Origin of the sequence: Allobosea eneae, from assembly GCF_042657265.1 — a bacterium.
GTDB lineage: Bacteria > Pseudomonadota > Alphaproteobacteria > Rhizobiales > Beijerinckiaceae > Allobosea > Allobosea eneae.
This window is the reverse complement of record NZ_JBHSLW010000034.1, coordinates 78,177-95,286: the sequence shown is the minus strand read 5'-3', so window position 1 is coordinate 95,286 and position 17,110 is coordinate 78,177. Positions and strand designations below refer to the sequence as shown.

Below are 17,110 nucleotides of genomic sequence, written 5' to 3'. Positions count from 1 at the left end.
CTGCCTCTGGGTACAATCTGTATTCGTCATGTCGACAAGAGGTTTCGACATGACCGACAGGACCACGGCGGCTCCGGCCGAGCGCAAGCGGGGCGAGGGCGTCAAGCTCGTCTACGACATTCTGCGCGACGACATCATCGACCTGGTGCTGCCGCCGGGCAGCCCGATCGACGAGATTCAGCTCGCCGAGCGGCTGTCGATGTCGCGCACGCCGATCCGCGAGGCGCTGGTGCGGCTGGCGAGCGAAGGGCTGGTGACGACGCTGCCCAACCGCTCGACGGTGGTGTCCAATATCGACTTCCTCAACCTGCATACCTTCTTCGACGCGATCACGCTGATGTATCGCGTCACCACAAGGCTGGCCGCCGAGTTCCACGTGCCGGCGGATCTCGACGTGATCCGCGCCCGGCAGGCCGCCTTCGCCGGGGCGGTCGAGGCGCAGGACGCGCTCGCCATGATCGCGACCAACCGTGATTTCCATGCCGCCATCGCCGAAGCCGGGCGCAACCCGTATTACACGGGACTGTTCTGCCGCCTGCTCGACGAGGGCCGGCGCATCCTGCGACTCTATTACTCCTCTTTCGAGGATCGCCTGCCGCAGCGCTATGTGGCGGAGCATGAGGAGATGATCGCGGCGATCGCGGCCCGCGACGTCGAGGGCGCCGACCGGCTGGCCAAGGCCCATGCCGACCAGATCGTCCAGCAGATCCAGCAATTGATCGCCCGCGACAGGCGCCAGACGCTGGTGCTGTAGGACGCTCTCTTCTCTCGTCCAGCTACCGTCATTCCGGACAAGCGGCGGAGCCGCGCAGTTCCGGAGTCCATCGAAGGGCGCTGAGCTCTACGATGGATTCCGGCGCTCCGCTCCGCTGCGGCCGGAATGACCGCACCTTGGGTGAAATGCTCGTTCCGAAGGGAGCTCCAGGCCGCTCAATTTTCTTGTCGACAAATAAAATACAAAGAGTATTATTTTTGTCGACCAAGGCGGTGACATAGGCCGCGCGTTGAACCGCCAGCCCGAGGAGCGCGTAATGAAGGCCCAGATCTTTTCCGGCTGCATGCCGGCGCTGATGACCCCCTGCAAGGACGACCGCAGCCCAGACTTCGAGGCGCTGGTGCGCAAGGGCAAGGAGCTGATCGCCGCCGGCATGTCGGCCGTGGTCTATTGCGGCTCGATGGGCGACTGGCCGCTGCTCACCGACGCGCAGCGCATGGAAGGCGTCGAAGCCCTGGTGAAGGCCAGCGTGCCGGTGATCGTCGGAACCGGCGCGGTCAACACCGCCTCCGCCGTCGCCCATGCCGCCCATGCCCAGAAGGTTGGCGCCAAGGGGCTGATGGTGATCCCGCGCGTGCTGTCGCGCGGTTCGGTGGTCGAGGCGCAGCGCCACCATTTCAAGGCGATCCTCGCCGCGGCGCCCGATCTGCCGGCGGTGATCTACAACAGCCCCTATTACGGCTTCGCCACCCGCGCCGACCTGTTCTTCGCGCTGCGGGCCGAGCATCCGAACCTGGTCGGCTTCAAGGAGTTTGGCGGCGCCGCCGACATGCGCTACGCCGCGGAAAACATCACCAGCCGCGACGATGACGTCTCGCTGATGATCGGCGTCGACACCTGCGTCTTCCACGGCTTCGTCAACTGCGGCGCGACCGGCGCGATCACCGGTATCGGCTGCGTGCTGCCCAGGGAGGTGCTGCACCTCGTCAGCCTGAGCCAGGCGGCGGCGAAGGGCGATGTCGAGGCGCGGCGCCTCGCGCTCGAGCTGGAGGCGGCGCTCGCGGTGCTGTCCTCCTTCGACGAGGGGCCGGAGCTCGTGCTCTATTTCAAGCACATGATGGTGCTGAAGGGGGATGCCGAGTACACGCTGCACTTCAACCCGACCGATGTGCTCGGCGAGAGCCAGCGCGGCTATGTCGAGGCGCAGCTCAAGCTGTTCGACGGCTGGTACGCGCAGTGGGCGAAGCAGCCCGCCGCGCTGAAGCATGCGGCCTGAGGCATTTGCTCAGGACAGGCCGTCCCGGAGACGGGAGGGCCTCACCATTGGCCATGGGTGGCAAGCAGCCCCACGTGACGAATGTCTCAGTTGGGTCGAAAGCGGAAGTTAGCAACTTTGGACTAGTTCTCCCGCAAAGGTTGTGGCAGGCGGCAAGCAATATGTCCAAATGGAAGATCGCCCTCATCCTGCTCATCGGAGCGATCTATGCCGTCTCTTTGACAGCGTGTGGTGAGAGTTTCGGCACGTATCACTTCCGCCTCACGATCGAAGCTGACACACCCGAGGGCGTGCGCAGTGGCTCCGGCGTTATGAGCGTAAGCTATGGCCGCGGACCGCGGTGGGCAGCCGGCATTGGTGGTGGGAATGCTTACGCGCGCTTGCGCGGTGAAGCTGTATTTTTCGACCTCGGAAATGGCCGCAATGTTGTAATGCTGATTGCGCATGGAGCGCGCGCCGAAAGTGGATTTGAGATGCGCTGGTTGCCCGTCACTGCGTTGACCGGTGCCGTTCAGGGCTGGGGCAGCACAGACGCGCTAGCCGCATTGCAGTCCAAAGGCTTGCGCCTTGAAGGCAAGGTGGAACTGCCGCCGCCGCTCATCCCAACGCTCGCAACATTCTCGGAAGTTAACGATCCAACAACAATGAGACAGCTCGGCCCATCCGAGTTCCCCTATTATTTTGGCAAGGGATACACGTTTAAGCGCGCCACACTCGAAATTGTCTCATCTGGCATTTGGCCATTCTCTCTTCTGCCGTTGCCTTGGCCGCGCTGGTTGTTCGGATATCCAATAACTCGAGGCATCAAGGACCGGCTACCAGCCCTAAATGTGCCAGACGGCCCAAATACCGCATTTCGCTCGGCGAGACTTACGTTTGGCGGCGTTGGAAACGGCGAGAGCGCCTTTCGCACGAACTATTAAGGCTGGTCTCGGATTCATTCACGCCGCGCGCCGTATTCGAGAAGTCGAGACCGCAATGTCCGTAATGGGTCGTGAGCTGACCGTTCCGCCAAGCCTCTGGCCTTCTCGTTGGTCAGGTGACGGCGTCGAGCCCCAGCGCCTCCAGCCGGTCCAACTGATCGATCTCGGCTGCGGTCAGCGCGACACCCTCCGCCAGCGAGGCCTCGCGGGCCTTGAAGCGGCGCTGCGAGGGCAGGCGCGCACCCTGTCCGGCGATCGCCTCGAACAGGATCTCGGCGCGGGCGAAGGGATCGCCGGGGCGGCCGGCGGCGAAGCGCTCGGGCGAGAATGCGAGGATCAGTTCGCCATGCTGCGGCGCCAGCGTCGTGGTTCCCAGGACATCGAGCGCGCCCTGGCTGGTCAGGTCGCCGATCATCACGCCGGCCAAGAGTTCGATCATGGTCGAGATCGCCGAGCCCTTGTGTCCGCCGAAGGGCAGCATCGCCCCGGCGAGCGCCGCGGCCGGATCGGTGGTCGGCTGGCCCTGCGAGTCGAGGGCCCAGCCCTCGGGCAGGGGCTTGCCGGCACGGCGATGCAATTCGATCTCGCCACGCGCCGCGACGCTGGTGGCGAAGTCGAAGACGTAAGGGTGGCTATCCTTGCGCGGCCAGCCGAAGGCGAGTGGATTGGTGCCGAGCAGCGCGCTGGTTCCGCCTGAAGGTGCGACGGTGGCATAGCTCGGGCACATCGCCAGCGCAGCAACGCCCATTTCGGCGAGCGCCTCGACCTCCGGCCAGAGCGCCGAGAAATGCGTGCAGTCGTTGATCACCAGCGCGGCCAAGCCTAGTTTCCTGGCGCGTTCCGCCAGTGCCAGAGCCCCCAGCTCGAAGCCGGCGCAGGAGAAGGCGCCGCCGGCCGAGACGCGCAGCACGGCCGAGCCGTCATCGTGCAGCATCGGCTCGGCGTCGGGCGAGACCTTGCCGGCCTTGATGGTGCGCAGGCAGCCTTCGACCCGGTAGACGCCATGCGACTTGCAGCCGTCGCGCTCGCCGGCCGCGATCACGCGGGCCAGCGCCGCGGCATGAAGCGGCGACAATCCGCCCTTGCGGAAGACCGCCTCGATCCGGCGCGTCAGTGCCTCCACACTGAGGGTTGTCGTCTCGCTCATGGCGTTGCCTGCCTCTGTCATTGCAAATCTGTATACATGCTGTATTCAAAAAGCCGACATGACTTCAAGCAGGCTTTGCGCGCCTGAGGAAAGTTCTGAACCATGGCCAGCCACACCTTCTCCTGCATCGACGGCCACACCTGCGGCAACCCGGTTCGCCTGGTCTCGGGCGGCGGGCCGCGCCTCGACGGCGCGACCATGCTGGAGAAGCGGGCGCATTTCCTGCGCGAGTTCGACTGGATCCGCACCGGGCTGATGTTCGAGCCGCGCGGCCACGACATGATGTCGGGCTCGATCCTCTATCCGCCGACACGGCCCGATTGCGACGTCGCCGTGCTGTTCATCGAGACCTCGGGCTGCCTGCCGATGTGCGGCCATGGCACGATCGGCACGATCACCATGGGCATCGAGAACGGGTTGATCACGCCGCGCGAGCCGGGCAGGCTCTCGATCGACGCGCCGGCCGGCAAGGTCGACATCAGCTATCGCCAGGAGGGCCGCTTCGTCGAGGAGGTCCGCCTGACCAATGTTCCGGGCTTCCTCTATGCGGAAGGGCTGAGTGCCGAGGTCGAGGGGCTCGGCGAAATCGTCGTCGACGTCGCCTATGGCGGCAATTTCTATGCGATCGTCGAGCCGCAGAAGAATTTTCGGGACATGGCCGACCACACCGCCGGCGAGCTGGTCGGCTGGTCGCCGAAGCTGCGCGCGGCGCTGAACGCGAAATACGAATTCGTCCATCCGGAGCATCCGGAGATCCAGGGCCTCTCCCACATCCAGTGGACGGGCAAGGCGACGCAAGGTAGCGCCCATGCGCGCAACGCCGTGTTCTATGGCGAGAAGGCGATCGACCGCTCGCCCTGCGGCACCGGCACCTCGGCGCGGATGGCGCAGCTCGCCGCCAAGGGCAAGCTCGCGGTCGGCGACGAGTTCGTGCACGAGTCGATCATCGGCTCGCTGTTCAAGGGCCGCGTCGAGGCGGCGACGACGGTGGCGAATCGCCCGGCGATCATTCCCTCGATCGCCGGCTGGGCCCGGATGACCGGCTACAACACCATCTTCATCGACGACCGCGACCCGTTCGCGCACGGCTTCGTGGTGAAATAGGCCGCTCCGCCAGGCTGCGGGCATAGCGGCCGGGCGGCTGGCCGACATGGCGGCTGAAGGCCGTGCTGAAGGTGCTGGCCGAGCCATAGCCGACACGCTCGGCAACCTCAGCGACGTCGATGTCGCGACGTAGCAGGTCCTTGGCCAGCGCCATCCGCCAGCCCAGCAGATATTCCATCGGCGGCACGCCGACATTGCGGGCGAAGCGCTCGAAGAAGGCCGAGCGCGACAGCCCGGCCTTCCTGGCGAGCCGGGCCATCGTCCAGGCGCGGGCCGGCTCGGCATGGATGCTGCGGATGGCGTCCGCCAGCCTGGCATCGCCGAGGCCGCGCAAGAGCCCTGCCGGCGCATCCGCCGCCTGCGTTAGCCGTAGCGCCTCGACCAGCAGGATCTCGACGAGGCGGCCGAGCACCAGCTCCCGGCCGGGCCGCTGAGCGCCGGATTCCTCGATGAGGAGCCGCACCAGGGTCGAGAGCCGCGGGACCTCGCGGATCTGGATCTGTGCCGGCAGCAATGAGACGAGCAGGCCGGCCTCGTCGACATCGAAGGTGAAGTAGCCGCCGAGCAGGCGCACATTCGCCGGGGCGTCGGGATCGCCATGGCGCAGCTCGGTATCAGGCGAGGGCGCGAGATCGGGCGTGATTAGCATCGGCGTCGCCGGCTCGAAGCCGGACAGGATAAATCCGGGCGTCGTCGGCAGCAGCACGAAATCGCCCGCGGCCAGGGTCAGGACCTCCTCTCCGTCGATGGCGAGGCGGCAGCTGCCCTCGACGACCGCGCAGAAGCTGGGATAGCCGAAATCGGCATAGCGCACGGCCCAGCGTCCGGCGCCGCTGATGCCCTTGGTGAACACCGCGCGTGGCCGCAGCAGGCTGATGATCTCGGCGAGCGGGTCGATCATGATCCGGACTATCTCAAATAAAATATGGACTATCGATCGTAGATCGTCCTGAACGCTGCTCGTATCACGGTAGCATCGAAACCAGCAAGGACATCATCATGAAGACGGTGCTGATCACCGGTTGCTCCTCGGGCTATGGTCTGGAGACCGCCCGCCATTTCCTCGCGCAGGGCTGGAACGTTGTCGCGACCATGCGCACGCCGCGCGAGGACATCCTGCCGCGCTCGCCGGCGCTGCGCATCCTGCCGCTCGACGTGACCGATGTGGACAGCATCGCGACGGTGCTCGCGGAAGCGGGGCCGATCGACGTCCTCGTCAACAATGCCGGGATCGGCGTGGCCGGCGCCTTCGAAGCGACGCCGATGGACCATATCCGCAAGGTCTTCGAGACCAACACCTTCGGAACGATGGCGATGTGCCAGGCCGTGATCCCGCAATTCCGGGCGCGGGGCTCCGGCGCGATCGTCAACGTCACCTCCAGCGTCACGCTGGTGTCAATGCCGCTGGCGGCGGCCTATACGGCGAGCAAGCAGGCGATCGAGGGCTTCACCGGCTCGCTCGCCCATGAGCTCGGCCATTTCGGCATCAGGGCCAAGCTGGTCGAGCCGGGCTATGCCCCGACCACGCGCTTCACGCAGAACAGCGGCGTGCGCATCGAGGACATGATCCCGGCGAGCTACGCCGCCTTCGCCGAGCCGATCTTCGCCGCCTTCGCCAAGCCGGCCTTGGTGACCAGGGAGAGCGACGTCGCAGAGGTCGTCTGGCAGGCGGCGAACGACAGCTCGGGCCGGCTCCACTTCCCGGCCGGTGCGGATGCGGTGGCGTTGGCGGAGAGGGCGGGCGGCGGGCGCCGCTAGGGTATCACTGTACGATCTGCCGGGGCGCGCGAGGGGCGGCTCAGCCGGTCAATTGCCCGGCCTGACCTTGGCGCGCGCCTGCCGTACGAGCGGCGACAGGGCCGTCGCATCCGCCTCGAAGCCGGTCCGGAACTCCTCGCGCATGCGCTTCGTCCAGAATTGGTTGATGTGGTCGGCGATCGCGGCGATCGCCTGCTCCTCGGGATACGACTTGAAGAAATCGCTGATCTGGTTGGCCATGAAGGCGAGCTTGGCGAGATGCTCGCCGGCATGATCGTGGCTCATCGTTTTGGCGCTGGTAACCTCGATCATCTCGCTGCGCTCTCCACGGTGTCGGCGAGACGGCCGGTGAAGACCGTCGCGGAATCGGCGCGCGCGATGCAGACCAGGGTCAGGCCGAGCGCGTTCGCCCGCTCGATCGCCAGCGAGGTCGGCGCCGAGATCGCGACCAAGGTGCCCGCCCCGAAGATCGCCGCCTTCTCGACCATCTCAAAAGAGGCTCGGCTGGTAACCAGCATGAATCCGTCGTTCCCATCATGGCCGGCACGCAGGCGTGCGCCGATCAGCTTGTCGAGGGCATTGTGGCGGCCGACATCCTCGCGCACCGCCAGGATCGCGCCGCCACGATCGCACCAGGCGGCGGCATGGACCGAGCGGGTCAGGCGGTTGAGCTGCTGATGGGTATCCAGTTCGGCGAGCGCCCTGGCGATCGCGTCCGCTGCGATCGGAAGATCCGCGCGGCATGCGCTCTGCGCTGTCGGCAGATCGGTCAGGGTCTCGACGCCGCAGAGGCCGCAGGCCGTGCGGCCGGAGAGATTGCGCCGGCGCGCCAGATGCTCGCGGAAGCGGCCCGGCGCCAGCTCGACGGTCGCGACGATGCCCTCGTCCTGCGGCGTCACCACGATCGACCTGATCTCGTCGATGCCGCGAATGATGCCCTCGGTCAGGGAGAATCCGGCGACGAAATCCTCCAGATCGGACGGCGTCGTCATCATCACCGCATAGGGCATGTTGCCATAGACGATGTTGACCGGAGCCTCGACCGCGACCTCGGCGCTGGCATCGCGCACAGTTGCAGCCGCGCTGAAGCGCACGGTCCGGATCGGGACCGCGTGGCTGGCCGGCGGCTGGGCGGGCGGGCTATTCCGCGGCATCGGGCAGGCGTCCGGCGATCAGGCGTAGCGAGATGTCCTCCTCGCGATTGCGCTCCTGCCATTCGGAGTAATAGTTCGTCCTGCGCACCTCGACCGCGGTGACCTTGTATTCCGGGCAGTTGGTCGCCCAGTCGGAATAGTCGGTGGTGATGACGTTGGCGCCGGTCGAGGCGTGGTGGAAGGTGGTGTAGACCACGCCTGGCTGCATCCGCTCCGAGATCTCGGCGCGCAGCGAGATGTCGCCCGAGCGGCTGGCGAGCGCGACGAGATCGCCGTCCTTGATGCCGCGGCTCTCGGCGTCGAACGGATGGATCTCCAGAACGTCCTCGTCATGCCAGGTCTGGTTCTCGGTGCGCCTGGTCTGGGCGCCAACATTGTATTGCGAGAGGATGCGCCCGGTGGTCAGGATCAGCGGGAAGCGCGGGCCGGTGCGCTCCTGCGTCGGCACGTATTCCGTGATCATGAACTTGCCCTTGCCGCGCACGAAGCGGTCGACATGCATCAGCGGCGTGCCGGCCGGGGCCGTGTCGTTGCAGGGCCACTGCACCGAGCCGAGCTCGTCGAGCTTGGCGTAGCTGACGCCGGCGAAGGTCGGGGTAACCAGGGCGATCTCGTCCATGATCTCGCTGGGATGGGCGTAATTCATCTCGAGGCCCAGCGCCCGCGCCAGGTCGATCGTGACCTGGAACTCGGCCTTGCCGGAGAGCGGCGTCATCACCTGGCGGACGCGGTTGATGCGGCGCTCGGCGTTGGTGAAGGTGCCGTCCTTCTCCAGGAAGGAGGAGCCGGGCAGGAAGACATGGGCGTATTTCGCGGTCTCGTTCAGGAACAGGTCCTGGATGACGACGCATTCCATCGCGGCGAGCCCGGCCGTGACGTGCTGGGTGTTCGGATCGGACTGGGCGATGTCCTCGCCCTGGACATAGAGGCCCTTGAAGCTGCCGCCGACCGCATCGTCGAGCATGTTCGGGATGCGCAAGCCCTGCTCGGAATCGAGCTGGACGCCCCAGAGCTTCTCGAAGATGTCACGCGTGGCGTCGTCGGAGACATGGCGATAGCCGGTGAACTCGTGCGGGAACGAGCCCATGTCGCAGGAGCCCTGGACATTGTTCTGGCCGCGCAGCGGGTTCACGCCGACGCCCTCGCGCCCGATATTACCGGTCGCCATGGCGATGTTGGCCATGCCCATCACCATGGTCGAGCCCTGGCTGTGCTCGGTGACGCCGAGGCCGTAGAAGATCGCGCCATTGCCGCCAGTGGCATAGAGCCGAGCCGCGGCGCGCAGATCGGCGGCCGGCACGCCGGTGTACTGCTCGCTCGCCTCCGGCGAGTTGCGCTCCTCGGCGACGAAGCGGGCCCAGACCTCGAAATCGGCGAGATCGCAGCGCTCGCGGACATAATCCTCGTCGATCAGCCCCTCGGTGACGATGACATGGGCGAGGGCGTTGATCAGCGCGACATTGGTGCCGGGCCTGAGCTGGAGATGGTACTGCGCCTTGATGTGCGGCGACTTCACCATGTCGATCCGGCGCGGGTCGGCGACGATCACCTTGGCGCCCTGGCGGATGCGCTTCTTCATCCTGGAAGCGAAGACCGGGTGGCCGTCGGTCGGGTTGGCGCCGATGACGAGGATGACGTCGGCCTGCTCGACCGATTTGAAATCCTGTGTGCCGGCGGAGGTGCCGAGCGTGGTCTTCAGGCCGTAGCCGGTCGGCGAATGGCAGACGCGGGCGCAGGTGTCGACATTGTTGTTGCGGAAGCCGGCGCGCACCAGCTTCTGGACGAGATAGACCTCCTCATTGGTGCAGCGCGAGGAGGTGATGGCGCCGACCGATTCCCGGCCATATTTGGCCTGGATGCGCTTGAACTCGCTGGCGGCGTAGTTGATCGCCTCGTCCCACGAGACCTCGCGCCAGGGATCGGTGATCTTCTCCCTGATCATCGGCTTCGTCATGCGATCCTGGTGGGTCGCATAGCCCCAGGCGAACCGGCCCTTGACGCAGGAATGCCCTTCGTTCGCCTTGCCGTCCTTATAGGGCACCATGCGCACGACGCGGTCGCCCTGCATCTCGGCCTTGAACGAACAGCCGACGCCGCAATAGGCGCAGGTCGTGACCTTCGAATGCTCGGGCTGGCCGAGCTCGATCACCTTGTTCTCCATCAGCGTCGCGGTCGGGCAGGCCTGGACGCAGGCGCCGCAGGAGACGCATTCGGAGCCGAGGAAGTCGGTCGGCCCGGCAGCGACGCGCGAATCGAAGCCGCGGCCGGTGATCGTCAGCGCGAAAGTGCCCTGTACCTCGGCGCAGGCGCGCACGCAGCGATTGCAGACGATGCACTTGCTTGGGTCGTAGGTGAAATAGGGGTTCGAGGTGTCCTTGGGCAGCCAGTTCTCGTTGGCGTAGCCCTCCATCGCCAGCGGCTTGACGTGGTTCTCGCCGTCATAGCCGTAGCGGACCTCGCGCAGGCCGACGCTGCCGGCCATGTCCTGCAATTCGCAATCGCCATTGGCCGAGCAGGTCAGGCAGTCGAGCGGGTGATCGGAGATGTAGAGTTCCATCACCCCCTTGCGCAGACCGGCGAGGTTCTCCGACTGGGTCCGGACGACCATGCCCTCTTCTGCCGGCGTCGTGCACGAGGCGGGCGTGCCGCGCCGGCCCTCGATCTCGACCAGGCAGAGCCGGCAGGAGCCGAAGGGCTCGAGCGAGTCGGTGGCGCAGAGCTTGGGGATCTTGGTGCCCAGGCTCATCGCCGCCGCCATCACCGAGGTGCCGGCCGGAACGGTGACACTCTCGCCGTCGATGGTCAGTGTCACCGTCTTCTCGGCGACCCGGATCGGCGTTCCGAAATCGATTTCCTTGATCAGGCTCATCGATGCCTCCTCACTCGGCCGCCAGCGGCAGGCGCTCGGCCGGCGGACGGTCGAAATCCTCGAAGAAATGGTTGAGCGCGCTCATCACCGGCATGGGGGTCAGGCCCCCCATGGCGCAGAGCGAGGCGTCGGTCATCAGCTTGTTGAGATCGCGCAGCACGGCGAGGTTCTTCGGCCGCTCGGTGCCTGCGATGATCTTGTCGACCAGCTCGACGCCGCGCGTCGCGCCGATGCGGCAGGGCGTGCACTTGCCGCAGCTCTCCTTGGCGCAGAACTCGAAGGCGAAGCGCGCCTGCTTGGCCATGTCGACGCTATCGTCGAAGACGACGATGCCGCCATGGCCGAGCATCGCCTTGATGCCGGCCAGCGCCTCGTAATCCATCGGCGTGTCGAGCTGCTTTGCCGTGAGATAGGCGCCGAGGGGACCGCCGACCTGCACGGCCCGGATCGGCCGGCCCGACAGCGTGCCGCCGCCCAGATCCTCGATGATCTCGCGCAGCGAGATGCCGAAGGCGAGCTCGATCAACCCGCCACGCTTGATGTTGCCGCCGAGCTGGACCGGCAGCGTGCCGCGCGAGCGACCCATGCCGTAATCGGCATAGGCCTTGGCGCCATGGGCCAGGATCCAGGGCACGGCGGCGAAGGAGAGCACGTTGTTGACGATGGTCGGCTTGCCGAACAGGCCCTGCAGAGCCGGGATCGGCGGCTTCGCCCGGACGATGGCGCGCTTGCCTTCCAGGCTCTCCAGCAGCGAGGTCTCCTCGCCGCAGATATAGGCACCGGCCCCTAACCGGACCTCGAGCTCGAAGGCCTTGCCCGAGCCGAGCACGGAGGCGCCGAGCAGGCCGGCATTGCGCGCCTTCAGGATCGCCCGCTGCAGCGCCTTGTGGGCGTGCGGGTATTCCGAGCGCAGATAGATGTAGCCCTTGGTCGCGCCGACGGCGATCGCGGCGATCGTCATGCCCTCGATCAACAGGAAGGGGTCGCCCTCCATCAGCATCCGATCGGCGAAGGTGCCGCTGTCGCCCTCGTCGGCATTGCAGACGATGTATTTCTGTGTCGCGCTGGCGTCGTGGACGGTCTTCCACTTGATCCCGGTCGGGAAGCCGGCGCCGCCGCGGCCGCGCAAACCGGACTCCCGGACTTCCTCGACGATCTCGGCGCCGGTGAGCGAAAGCGCCTTCTCCAGGCCCTTCAGCCCGTCATGGGCGCTATAGTCGGCGAGCGAGAGCGGGTCGGTGACGCCGACGCGCTCGAAGGTCAGGCGCTGCTGACGCTTCAGCCAGTCGAGCGCGTCGACCTGGCCGAGCCTCAGCTCGTGCGCGCCGCCGGTCTGGAAGCCGGCTTCGAACAGCGCAGCGATATCGCGAACGGCGACCGGGCCGTAGGCGATGCGCCCTTCTGCCGTCTCGACCTCGACCATCGGCTCGAGCCAGAGCATGCCGCGCGAGCCGTTCCGGATGATCTCGACGGCGAGGCCGCGCGCCTGCGCTTCCCTGGCGATGGCCTGCGCCACGCCTTCCGCGCCGACCGAGAGGGCGGCGGCGTCGATCGGGACGAAGATGCGGATCGCCTTGCTCATTGCCGCGCTCCGCACAGGGCTACGATGCGGTCGGCATCGACGCGGCCGAGCAGTTCGCCCTCGACCAGAGCGGAAGGACCGAGCGCGCAATTGCCCAGGCAATAGACCGTCTCGACCGCGGCCTTCTCAGGCCCGCCATGCTCATCGACGACGATGCCGTGCTCGCGCGCCAGTTCGTCGACGACCGCCTCGCAACCCAGCGCCTGGCAGGCCTCGGCCCGGCAGAGCTTGACGATCTTGCGTGGCGGTGGGGTGGTGCGGAAGTCGTGATAGAAGGAGATGGTGCCGTGCACGTCGGCACGCGACAGATTGAGCGCCTCGGCGATCAGCGGCACGGCCTGCGGATCGACATAGCCGAACTCCTCCTGCAGCGCATGCAGGATCGGCAGAGTGGCTCCTTCGAGATGCGACAGGCCCGACACGATCGAGCGCGCCTCGTCCTGATCCCAGGCTGGATAGTGGACCATCGCCCCTCCTCCAAGCGGGCCGTTCGCCCGGCCTGCGCGTTTCGAGAGAGGATGGCGAAGTTTAGGATGATTTCAAATCGATTGTTCCGACTATGCGATAGGCACTATCTATCAAAAATCCGCGAACCGCTCCCTGGCATCGTGTGGTGCGGCGAGAGCCCTGGCTGATGGGCAGGAAGATCGATGGCATTCCATCAGCTTCGATAGCTGCGAGCTATTTAACGATTGGGCGCCGTGGCAGGCTGGCATCCGCCATGGTGCCGGACATCATCAGCAGGTTGCGGGCGAGCGGCGCGGCCGGGTGGCGGTCGGCCATGATCAAGCCGATCGTACGCTTCGCGTCGGGCTCGACCAGCGGCAAGGCCTTGGTGCCGAGCGGTACGCCGAAGAACTCGAGCAATTGCGAAGAGACGATGCTGGAGACGCCCTGAATGCCGGCATGAGAGCAGAGGTTGAAGATCGAATTGGTCTCGATCGCCGGCTTGGGCGCATGCCCGACCGAGCGGAAAATGCCGTCGATGATGCGCCGGTTCTGCATGTCGGCGGTGAGCAGGCAGAGCTTCAGCGCGGCCGCCTCGGCCCAGGTGATCGTCTCGTGTCCGCCGAGCGGGCCGTCCTCGCGCGTCAGCAGCACATAGGCTTCCTGATAGATCGGCTTGGAGACGACGCGTTCGAGCGGCTCGTTGTCGAGATAGGTCAGGCCGACATCGAGCTCGAAATTGTCGATGCCGTCCTGGATCTCGGTCGAAGTCAGCGACAGCACGGTGAGCGAGGCGCCCGGATACCGTGCCGAGAACGGCGCGGTGATATGCGCGATCATCGGCAGCGCGGTCGGCACGGCGCCGAGCCTGATCTTGCCGCTGACACCGTCGCGTAGCTCGGCGATGGCGCCTTTCATCTGGTCGGCTTCGGCCAGCATGCGCCTTGCGTGGGCGAGCACGACCTCGCCTTCCCGGGTCAGCCCCTGGAAGCGCCGGCCGCGTTCCACGATCAATACGCCGAGCTCCTCCTCGAGCTGGACGATCGCGGCCGAGAGCGTCGGCTGCGAGACATGGCAGGCCTCGGCCGCCTTGCGGAAATGCTTCTCGCGGGCGAGCGCGTCGAGATAGACGAGCTGGCGGATGATCATGACCACATCTCAAGCGTTTCCGTCACAAGGCGCCAGCTCCGGCCCAGTTCCCAATTCATGTGGCGCGCTTCGGCCAGTGTTCCCAGATTCTGGACGGTTCCGATAGGCGCAGCAGAAGGGGCCGCCAGGGCGACCCCTTCCCGAAAAGCCTTTCAACACTCGGTTATGGTGCGGCAGCACACCAGTGCAACGCCGTCGCGCTGTGCCTGGCGATCGACGAATCCGGACGCGCTGGGGAGCCGGTCTCGCTGCTTGATTGTTGGAGCGGAGGCGGAAGCCGGCTCCAGATTTGAGTCTGCCGGTCATGAGCTTTCTGTCGCAGCACAGGGCCTGGCGGCGTCGCTATCGATCCGCGGCCTTTGCAATGCCGGGCCGATGAGGGCGACGAAACAGGTCGAGGATGATCGCGCGCGCCCAGCCGAGCATCGCGTTCTGGGCGTGGCGCCGGCTCCAGTGCAGGGCGACGCTGAAATCGCGCTGTGGCAAAGCCGGCTCGAGCAGAGCAAAGGCGCCGATCGGCTCGAGATGAAGACCGATCTGGCGCGGCATCAGCACGGCAAGATCTGTGGCGCGGATGATCGGCGGCAGCGCCATGAAGCTGGAGACGACCAGCCGGATGCGCGGGTCGAGATGCAGCATCTCCAGCATCCGCTGCGTCTGGGCATGCGAGCGCACGGCGACGAAATCGAGCTTTGCGATGGCTTCAGCGCTCAAGGCGCCATCGACGGCCTGGCGTGTCACCGGGTGGTCGGCGCGGACGAAGACCTGATAGCGATCGCTCAGCATCTCCGCATGGGCTGTGCCTCCCACCGTCGGCAGGAAGCCGAGCGCGAAATGCAGCTGGCCGTTGTCCAGCGCCTCGGAAATCGCCTCATGCGGCCAGGCGCGTGCGACAATGCGCAGGTTCGGCGCGATCTCGCGGAACGTGGTCATCAGCGGCGGCAGGAAGCGGCCTTCGCCGATATCGCTGAGATGCAGGCGCAGCTCGGCCTCCGTCGTGGCAGGGTCGAAACGCTCGCCTTCGTTGAGGCCGGCTTCCAACAGGGCCAGCCCCGCCTGCACCGAATGCGCGAGACGCTCGGAGCGGGCAGTCGGCCTGACGCCGCCCGCCACGCGCTCGAACAGCGGATCGCGCAACAGCAGCCGCAGGCGCGTCAGCGCCTGGCTCGTCGCCGGTTGCGACAGGCCGAGCTCCTCGGCGGCGCGGCTGACATTGCGGGTGCGGTACACCGCGTCGAACAGCCTCAGCAGGTTCAGGTCGATCGAATCGATATTCGCCATGCGAATAAGACTTAGTCGCTTCATCTAATTGAGCAATGGCCAGTGTGCCGCCACAGTGCCTGCGATCCGAGGGACGCGCATGCCAGCCGACAGAACATCCTCCCTTTCTTGCCCGAGCGTCCGCGACGCCGTGCTCGACCTGCTGCGCCAGCTCAAGATCGATACGGTCTTCGGCAATCCCGGCTCGACCGAACTGCCGATGTTCCGCGAATACCCCGAGGATTTCCATTATGTGCTCGGCCTGCAGGAAGCGGTCGTGGTCGGGATGGCCGACGGCTATGCCCAGGCGACGCGCAATGCGGCGCTGGTCAACCTGCACTCGGCCGCCGGCGTCGGCCATGCCATGGGCAACATCTTCACGGCGTTCAAGAACCAGACGCCGCTCCTGATCACCGCCGGCCAGCAGGCCCGCTCGATCCTGCCCTTCGACCCCTTCCTCGCTTCGGTGCAGGCGACCGAGTTGCCGAAGCCTTATGTCAAATGGGCGATCGAGCCGGCGCGCGGCGCCGACCTGCCGCTCGCTCTGGCGCGGGCCTATCACATCGCGATGCAGCCGCCGCGCGGCCCGGTCTTCATCTCGATCCCGGCCGATGACTGGGACCAGCCGGGTGAGTTCGTCGTCCCGCGCCGCGTCAGCCAGGCGCTTGCGCCGGCTCCCGATGCGATCGCCGCAATCGCCGAACGTCTCAACGCCAGCAAGCGGCCGGCCTTCGTCGTCGGCGCCGGCGTCGCCCGCGATTTGGCCGTCGCCGATGTCGTCGCGCTCGCCGAGCGCCATCAAGCCTCGGTCTATGTCCCGCCAATGTGCGCGCGCTGCGGGTTTCCCGAGCGCCATCCCCAATTCTGCGGCTTCCTGCCGGCGATGCGCGAGAAGATCGTCGAGCGCCTCGCTCCGCACGACTTCATCCTTGTGCTCGGCGCGCCCGCCTTCACCTATCATGTCGAGGGCAACGGCCCGCATGTCCCACCGGGCGCGCAGCTCGCCCAGATCGTCGACGATCCGCAGCAGGCTGCCTGGGCGCCGGTCGGCGACAGCGTCATCGCCAGCCTGGACCTCGGTGCGCGCGCGCTGCTCAACGCGAGTGCTCCCGGTAGCGGGCGCGAAGCGGCACTGTCCCGCCCCGTCCCGCCGGTGCCTTCGCCCGGCGTGCCGATGTCGGCCGCCTATGCGCTCTCGGTGATCGACCGGGAGCGTCATGCCGACGACGTCGTGGTCGAGGAGGCGCCGAGCACCCGCTCGACCATCCAGACCTATCTGCCGATGAACGGCGCCGACAGTTTCTACACAATGGCGAGCGGCGGTCTCGGCCACAGCATGCCCGCGGCGGTCGGCATCGCCCTGGCACGCCGGCGGATGAAGCTGCCCGGACGGGTGATCGCGCTGATCGGCGACGGTTCCAGCCTCTATTCGATCCAGGCGCTCTACAGCGCCGCGCAGCTCGACCTGCCGATGACCTTCCTGATCCTCAACAACCGTCGCTATGCGGCGCTTCAGGATTTCGCGCCGGTCTTCGGTTACGCGCCGAACGACAAGCCGGCCGGAACCGAATTGCCGGGCCTCGATTTCGCCCAATTGGCCGGTGGGCAGGGCGTGCCGGGCGAGCGGGTCGAGCGCCCGGAAGACCTCGCCCCGCGCCTGCGCGCCGCCTTCGCTGCGCCCGGCCCGAACCTGATCGACATCGTGATCGCCTGAGCTTCGAGGATC

15 protein-coding genes are annotated in these 17,110 nt (G+C 66.5%); 6 read left to right on the top strand and 9 right to left on the bottom strand.

Annotation, left to right across the window (positions count from 1 at the left end):
* Positions 1-49: 49 nt before the first annotated feature.
* From ACFPOB_RS20145 to ACFPOB_RS20135, 3 genes are all read left to right on the top strand, one after another.
* Complete coding sequence (locus ACFPOB_RS20145) at positions 50-754, top strand: GntR family transcriptional regulator (RefSeq protein ID WP_377800183.1); 705 nt, start codon at positions 50-52, stop codon at positions 752-754.
* Between the two features lie 277 nt (positions 755-1,031).
* A complete protein-coding gene (locus tag ACFPOB_RS20140) occupies positions 1,032-1,991 on the top strand; it encodes a dihydrodipicolinate synthase family protein (protein WP_377800182.1) in 960 nt (319 codons plus the stop codon).
* 161 nt (positions 1,992-2,152) lie between these two features.
* Positions 2,153-2,914 (top strand): hypothetical protein, encoded by a 762-nt coding sequence (locus ACFPOB_RS20135; protein ID WP_377800181.1) that lies wholly within the window; start codon positions 2,153-2,155, stop codon positions 2,912-2,914.
* Between the two features lie 112 nt (positions 2,915-3,026).
* Here the strand turns inward: ACFPOB_RS20135 and ACFPOB_RS20130 are convergent, their stop codons facing one another.
* Complete coding sequence (locus ACFPOB_RS20130; RefSeq protein ID WP_377800180.1) at positions 3,027-4,061, bottom strand: Ldh family oxidoreductase; 1,035 nt, start codon at positions 4,059-4,061, stop codon at positions 3,027-3,029.
* A gap of 102 nt (positions 4,062-4,163) precedes the next feature.
* On the opposite strand from ACFPOB_RS20130, the gene ACFPOB_RS20125 reads away from it, so the two are divergent.
* Positions 4,164-5,165, top strand: coding sequence for a 4-hydroxyproline epimerase (locus ACFPOB_RS20125; protein ID WP_377800179.1), 1,002 nt, complete (start codon positions 4,164-4,166; stop codon positions 5,163-5,165).
* Here ACFPOB_RS20125 and ACFPOB_RS20120 read toward each other — a convergent pair.
* Complete coding sequence (locus ACFPOB_RS20120) at positions 5,119-6,066, bottom strand: AraC family transcriptional regulator (protein WP_377800178.1); 948 nt, start codon at positions 6,064-6,066, stop codon at positions 5,119-5,121. The genes ACFPOB_RS20125 and ACFPOB_RS20120 overlap by 47 nt on opposite strands.
* 98 nt (positions 6,067-6,164) lie before the next feature.
* Here ACFPOB_RS20120 and ACFPOB_RS20115 point away from each other — a divergent pair, with 98 nt between their 5' ends.
* Complete coding sequence (locus tag ACFPOB_RS20115) at positions 6,165-6,923, top strand: SDR family oxidoreductase (RefSeq protein WP_377800177.1); 759 nt, start codon at positions 6,165-6,167, stop codon at positions 6,921-6,923.
* A 48-nt stretch (positions 6,924-6,971) separates the two neighbouring features.
* Here ACFPOB_RS20115 and ACFPOB_RS20110 read toward each other — a convergent pair whose 3' ends face one another.
* The 7 genes from ACFPOB_RS20110 to ACFPOB_RS20080 form a co-directional block, all read right to left on the bottom strand.
* Positions 6,972-7,235: a formate dehydrogenase subunit delta gene (locus ACFPOB_RS20110; protein ID WP_377800176.1), complete on the bottom strand. Its 264-nt coding sequence runs from the start codon at positions 7,233-7,235 to the stop codon at positions 6,972-6,974.
* Entirely contained in the window at positions 7,232-8,077 is an 846-nt protein-coding gene (fdhD, locus tag ACFPOB_RS20105) for a formate dehydrogenase accessory sulfurtransferase FdhD (RefSeq protein WP_377800175.1), read from the bottom strand. The genes ACFPOB_RS20110 and fdhD overlap by 4 nt, the downstream gene beginning before the upstream one ends.
* Positions 8,064-10,946, bottom strand: coding sequence for a formate dehydrogenase subunit alpha (gene fdhF / locus ACFPOB_RS20100; RefSeq protein ID WP_377800173.1), 2,883 nt, complete (start codon positions 10,944-10,946; stop codon positions 8,064-8,066). The genes fdhD and fdhF overlap by 14 nt, the downstream gene beginning before the upstream one ends.
* 10 nt (positions 10,947-10,956) lie before the next feature.
* The gene (locus tag ACFPOB_RS20095; protein WP_377800170.1) at positions 10,957-12,528 is read right to left on the bottom strand and encodes a formate dehydrogenase beta subunit; all 1,572 of its coding nucleotides are present in this window, start codon (positions 12,526-12,528) and stop codon (positions 10,957-10,959) included.
* Positions 12,525-12,995, bottom strand: coding sequence for an NAD(P)H-dependent oxidoreductase subunit E (locus ACFPOB_RS20090; protein WP_377800167.1), 471 nt, complete (start codon positions 12,993-12,995; stop codon positions 12,525-12,527). The genes ACFPOB_RS20095 and ACFPOB_RS20090 overlap by 4 nt, the downstream gene beginning before the upstream one ends.
* Positions 12,996-13,209: 214 nt before the next feature.
* Positions 13,210-14,124, bottom strand: coding sequence for a LysR family transcriptional regulator (locus ACFPOB_RS20085; protein ID WP_377800164.1), 915 nt, complete (start codon positions 14,122-14,124; stop codon positions 13,210-13,212).
* Between the two features lie 342 nt (positions 14,125-14,466).
* Complete coding sequence (locus ACFPOB_RS20080) at positions 14,467-15,405, bottom strand: LysR family transcriptional regulator (protein WP_377800163.1); 939 nt, start codon at positions 15,403-15,405, stop codon at positions 14,467-14,469.
* 79 nt (positions 15,406-15,484) lie between these two features.
* On the opposite strand from ACFPOB_RS20080, the gene mdlC reads away from it, so the two are divergent.
* The gene (gene mdlC / locus ACFPOB_RS20075; protein ID WP_377800161.1) at positions 15,485-17,098 is read left to right on the top strand and encodes a benzoylformate decarboxylase; all 1,614 of its coding nucleotides are present in this window, start codon (positions 15,485-15,487) and stop codon (positions 17,096-17,098) included.
* The last annotated feature ends 12 nt before the right edge of the window (positions 17,099-17,110 follow it).

Bases quoted from the DNA above. Each gene is read 5' to 3' on its own strand.
- fdhD (WP_377800175.1), bottom strand. From the start codon at position 8,077: ATGCCGCGGAATAGCCCGCCCGCCCAGCCGCCGGCCAGCCACGCGGTC.
- ACFPOB_RS20090 (WP_377800167.1), bottom strand. From the start codon at position 12,995: ATGGTCCACTATCCAGCCTGGGATCAGGACGAGGCGCGCTCGATCGTG.
- ACFPOB_RS20095 (WP_377800170.1), bottom strand. From the start codon at position 12,528: ATGAGCAAGGCGATCCGCATCTTCGTCCCGATCGACGCCGCCGCCCTC.
- ACFPOB_RS20130 (WP_377800180.1), bottom strand. From the start codon at position 4,061: ATGAGCGAGACGACAACCCTCAGTGTGGAGGCACTGACGCGCCGGATC.
- ACFPOB_RS20085 (WP_377800164.1), bottom strand. From the start codon at position 14,124: ATGATCATCCGCCAGCTCGTCTATCTCGACGCGCTCGCCCGCGAGAAG.
- ACFPOB_RS20080 (WP_377800163.1), bottom strand. From the start codon at position 15,405: ATGGCGAATATCGATTCGATCGACCTGAACCTGCTGAGGCTGTTCGAC.
- ACFPOB_RS20125 (WP_377800179.1), top strand. From the start codon at position 4,164: ATGGCCAGCCACACCTTCTCCTGCATCGACGGCCACACCTGCGGCAAC.
- ACFPOB_RS20145 (WP_377800183.1), top strand. From the start codon at position 50: ATGACCGACAGGACCACGGCGGCTCCGGCCGAGCGCAAGCGGGGCGAG.
- ACFPOB_RS20135 (WP_377800181.1), top strand. From the start codon at position 2,153: ATGTCCAAATGGAAGATCGCCCTCATCCTGCTCATCGGAGCGATCTAT.
- fdhF (WP_377800173.1), bottom strand. From the start codon at position 10,946: ATGAGCCTGATCAAGGAAATCGATTTCGGAACGCCGATCCGGGTCGCC.
- mdlC (WP_377800161.1), top strand. From the start codon at position 15,485: ATGCCAGCCGACAGAACATCCTCCCTTTCTTGCCCGAGCGTCCGCGAC.
- ACFPOB_RS20120 (WP_377800178.1), bottom strand. From the start codon at position 6,066: ATGATCGACCCGCTCGCCGAGATCATCAGCCTGCTGCGGCCACGCGCG.
- ACFPOB_RS20110 (WP_377800176.1), bottom strand. From the start codon at position 7,235: ATGATCGAGGTTACCAGCGCCAAAACGATGAGCCACGATCATGCCGGC.
- ACFPOB_RS20115 (WP_377800177.1), top strand. From the start codon at position 6,165: ATGAAGACGGTGCTGATCACCGGTTGCTCCTCGGGCTATGGTCTGGAG.
- ACFPOB_RS20140 (WP_377800182.1), top strand. From the start codon at position 1,032: ATGAAGGCCCAGATCTTTTCCGGCTGCATGCCGGCGCTGATGACCCCC.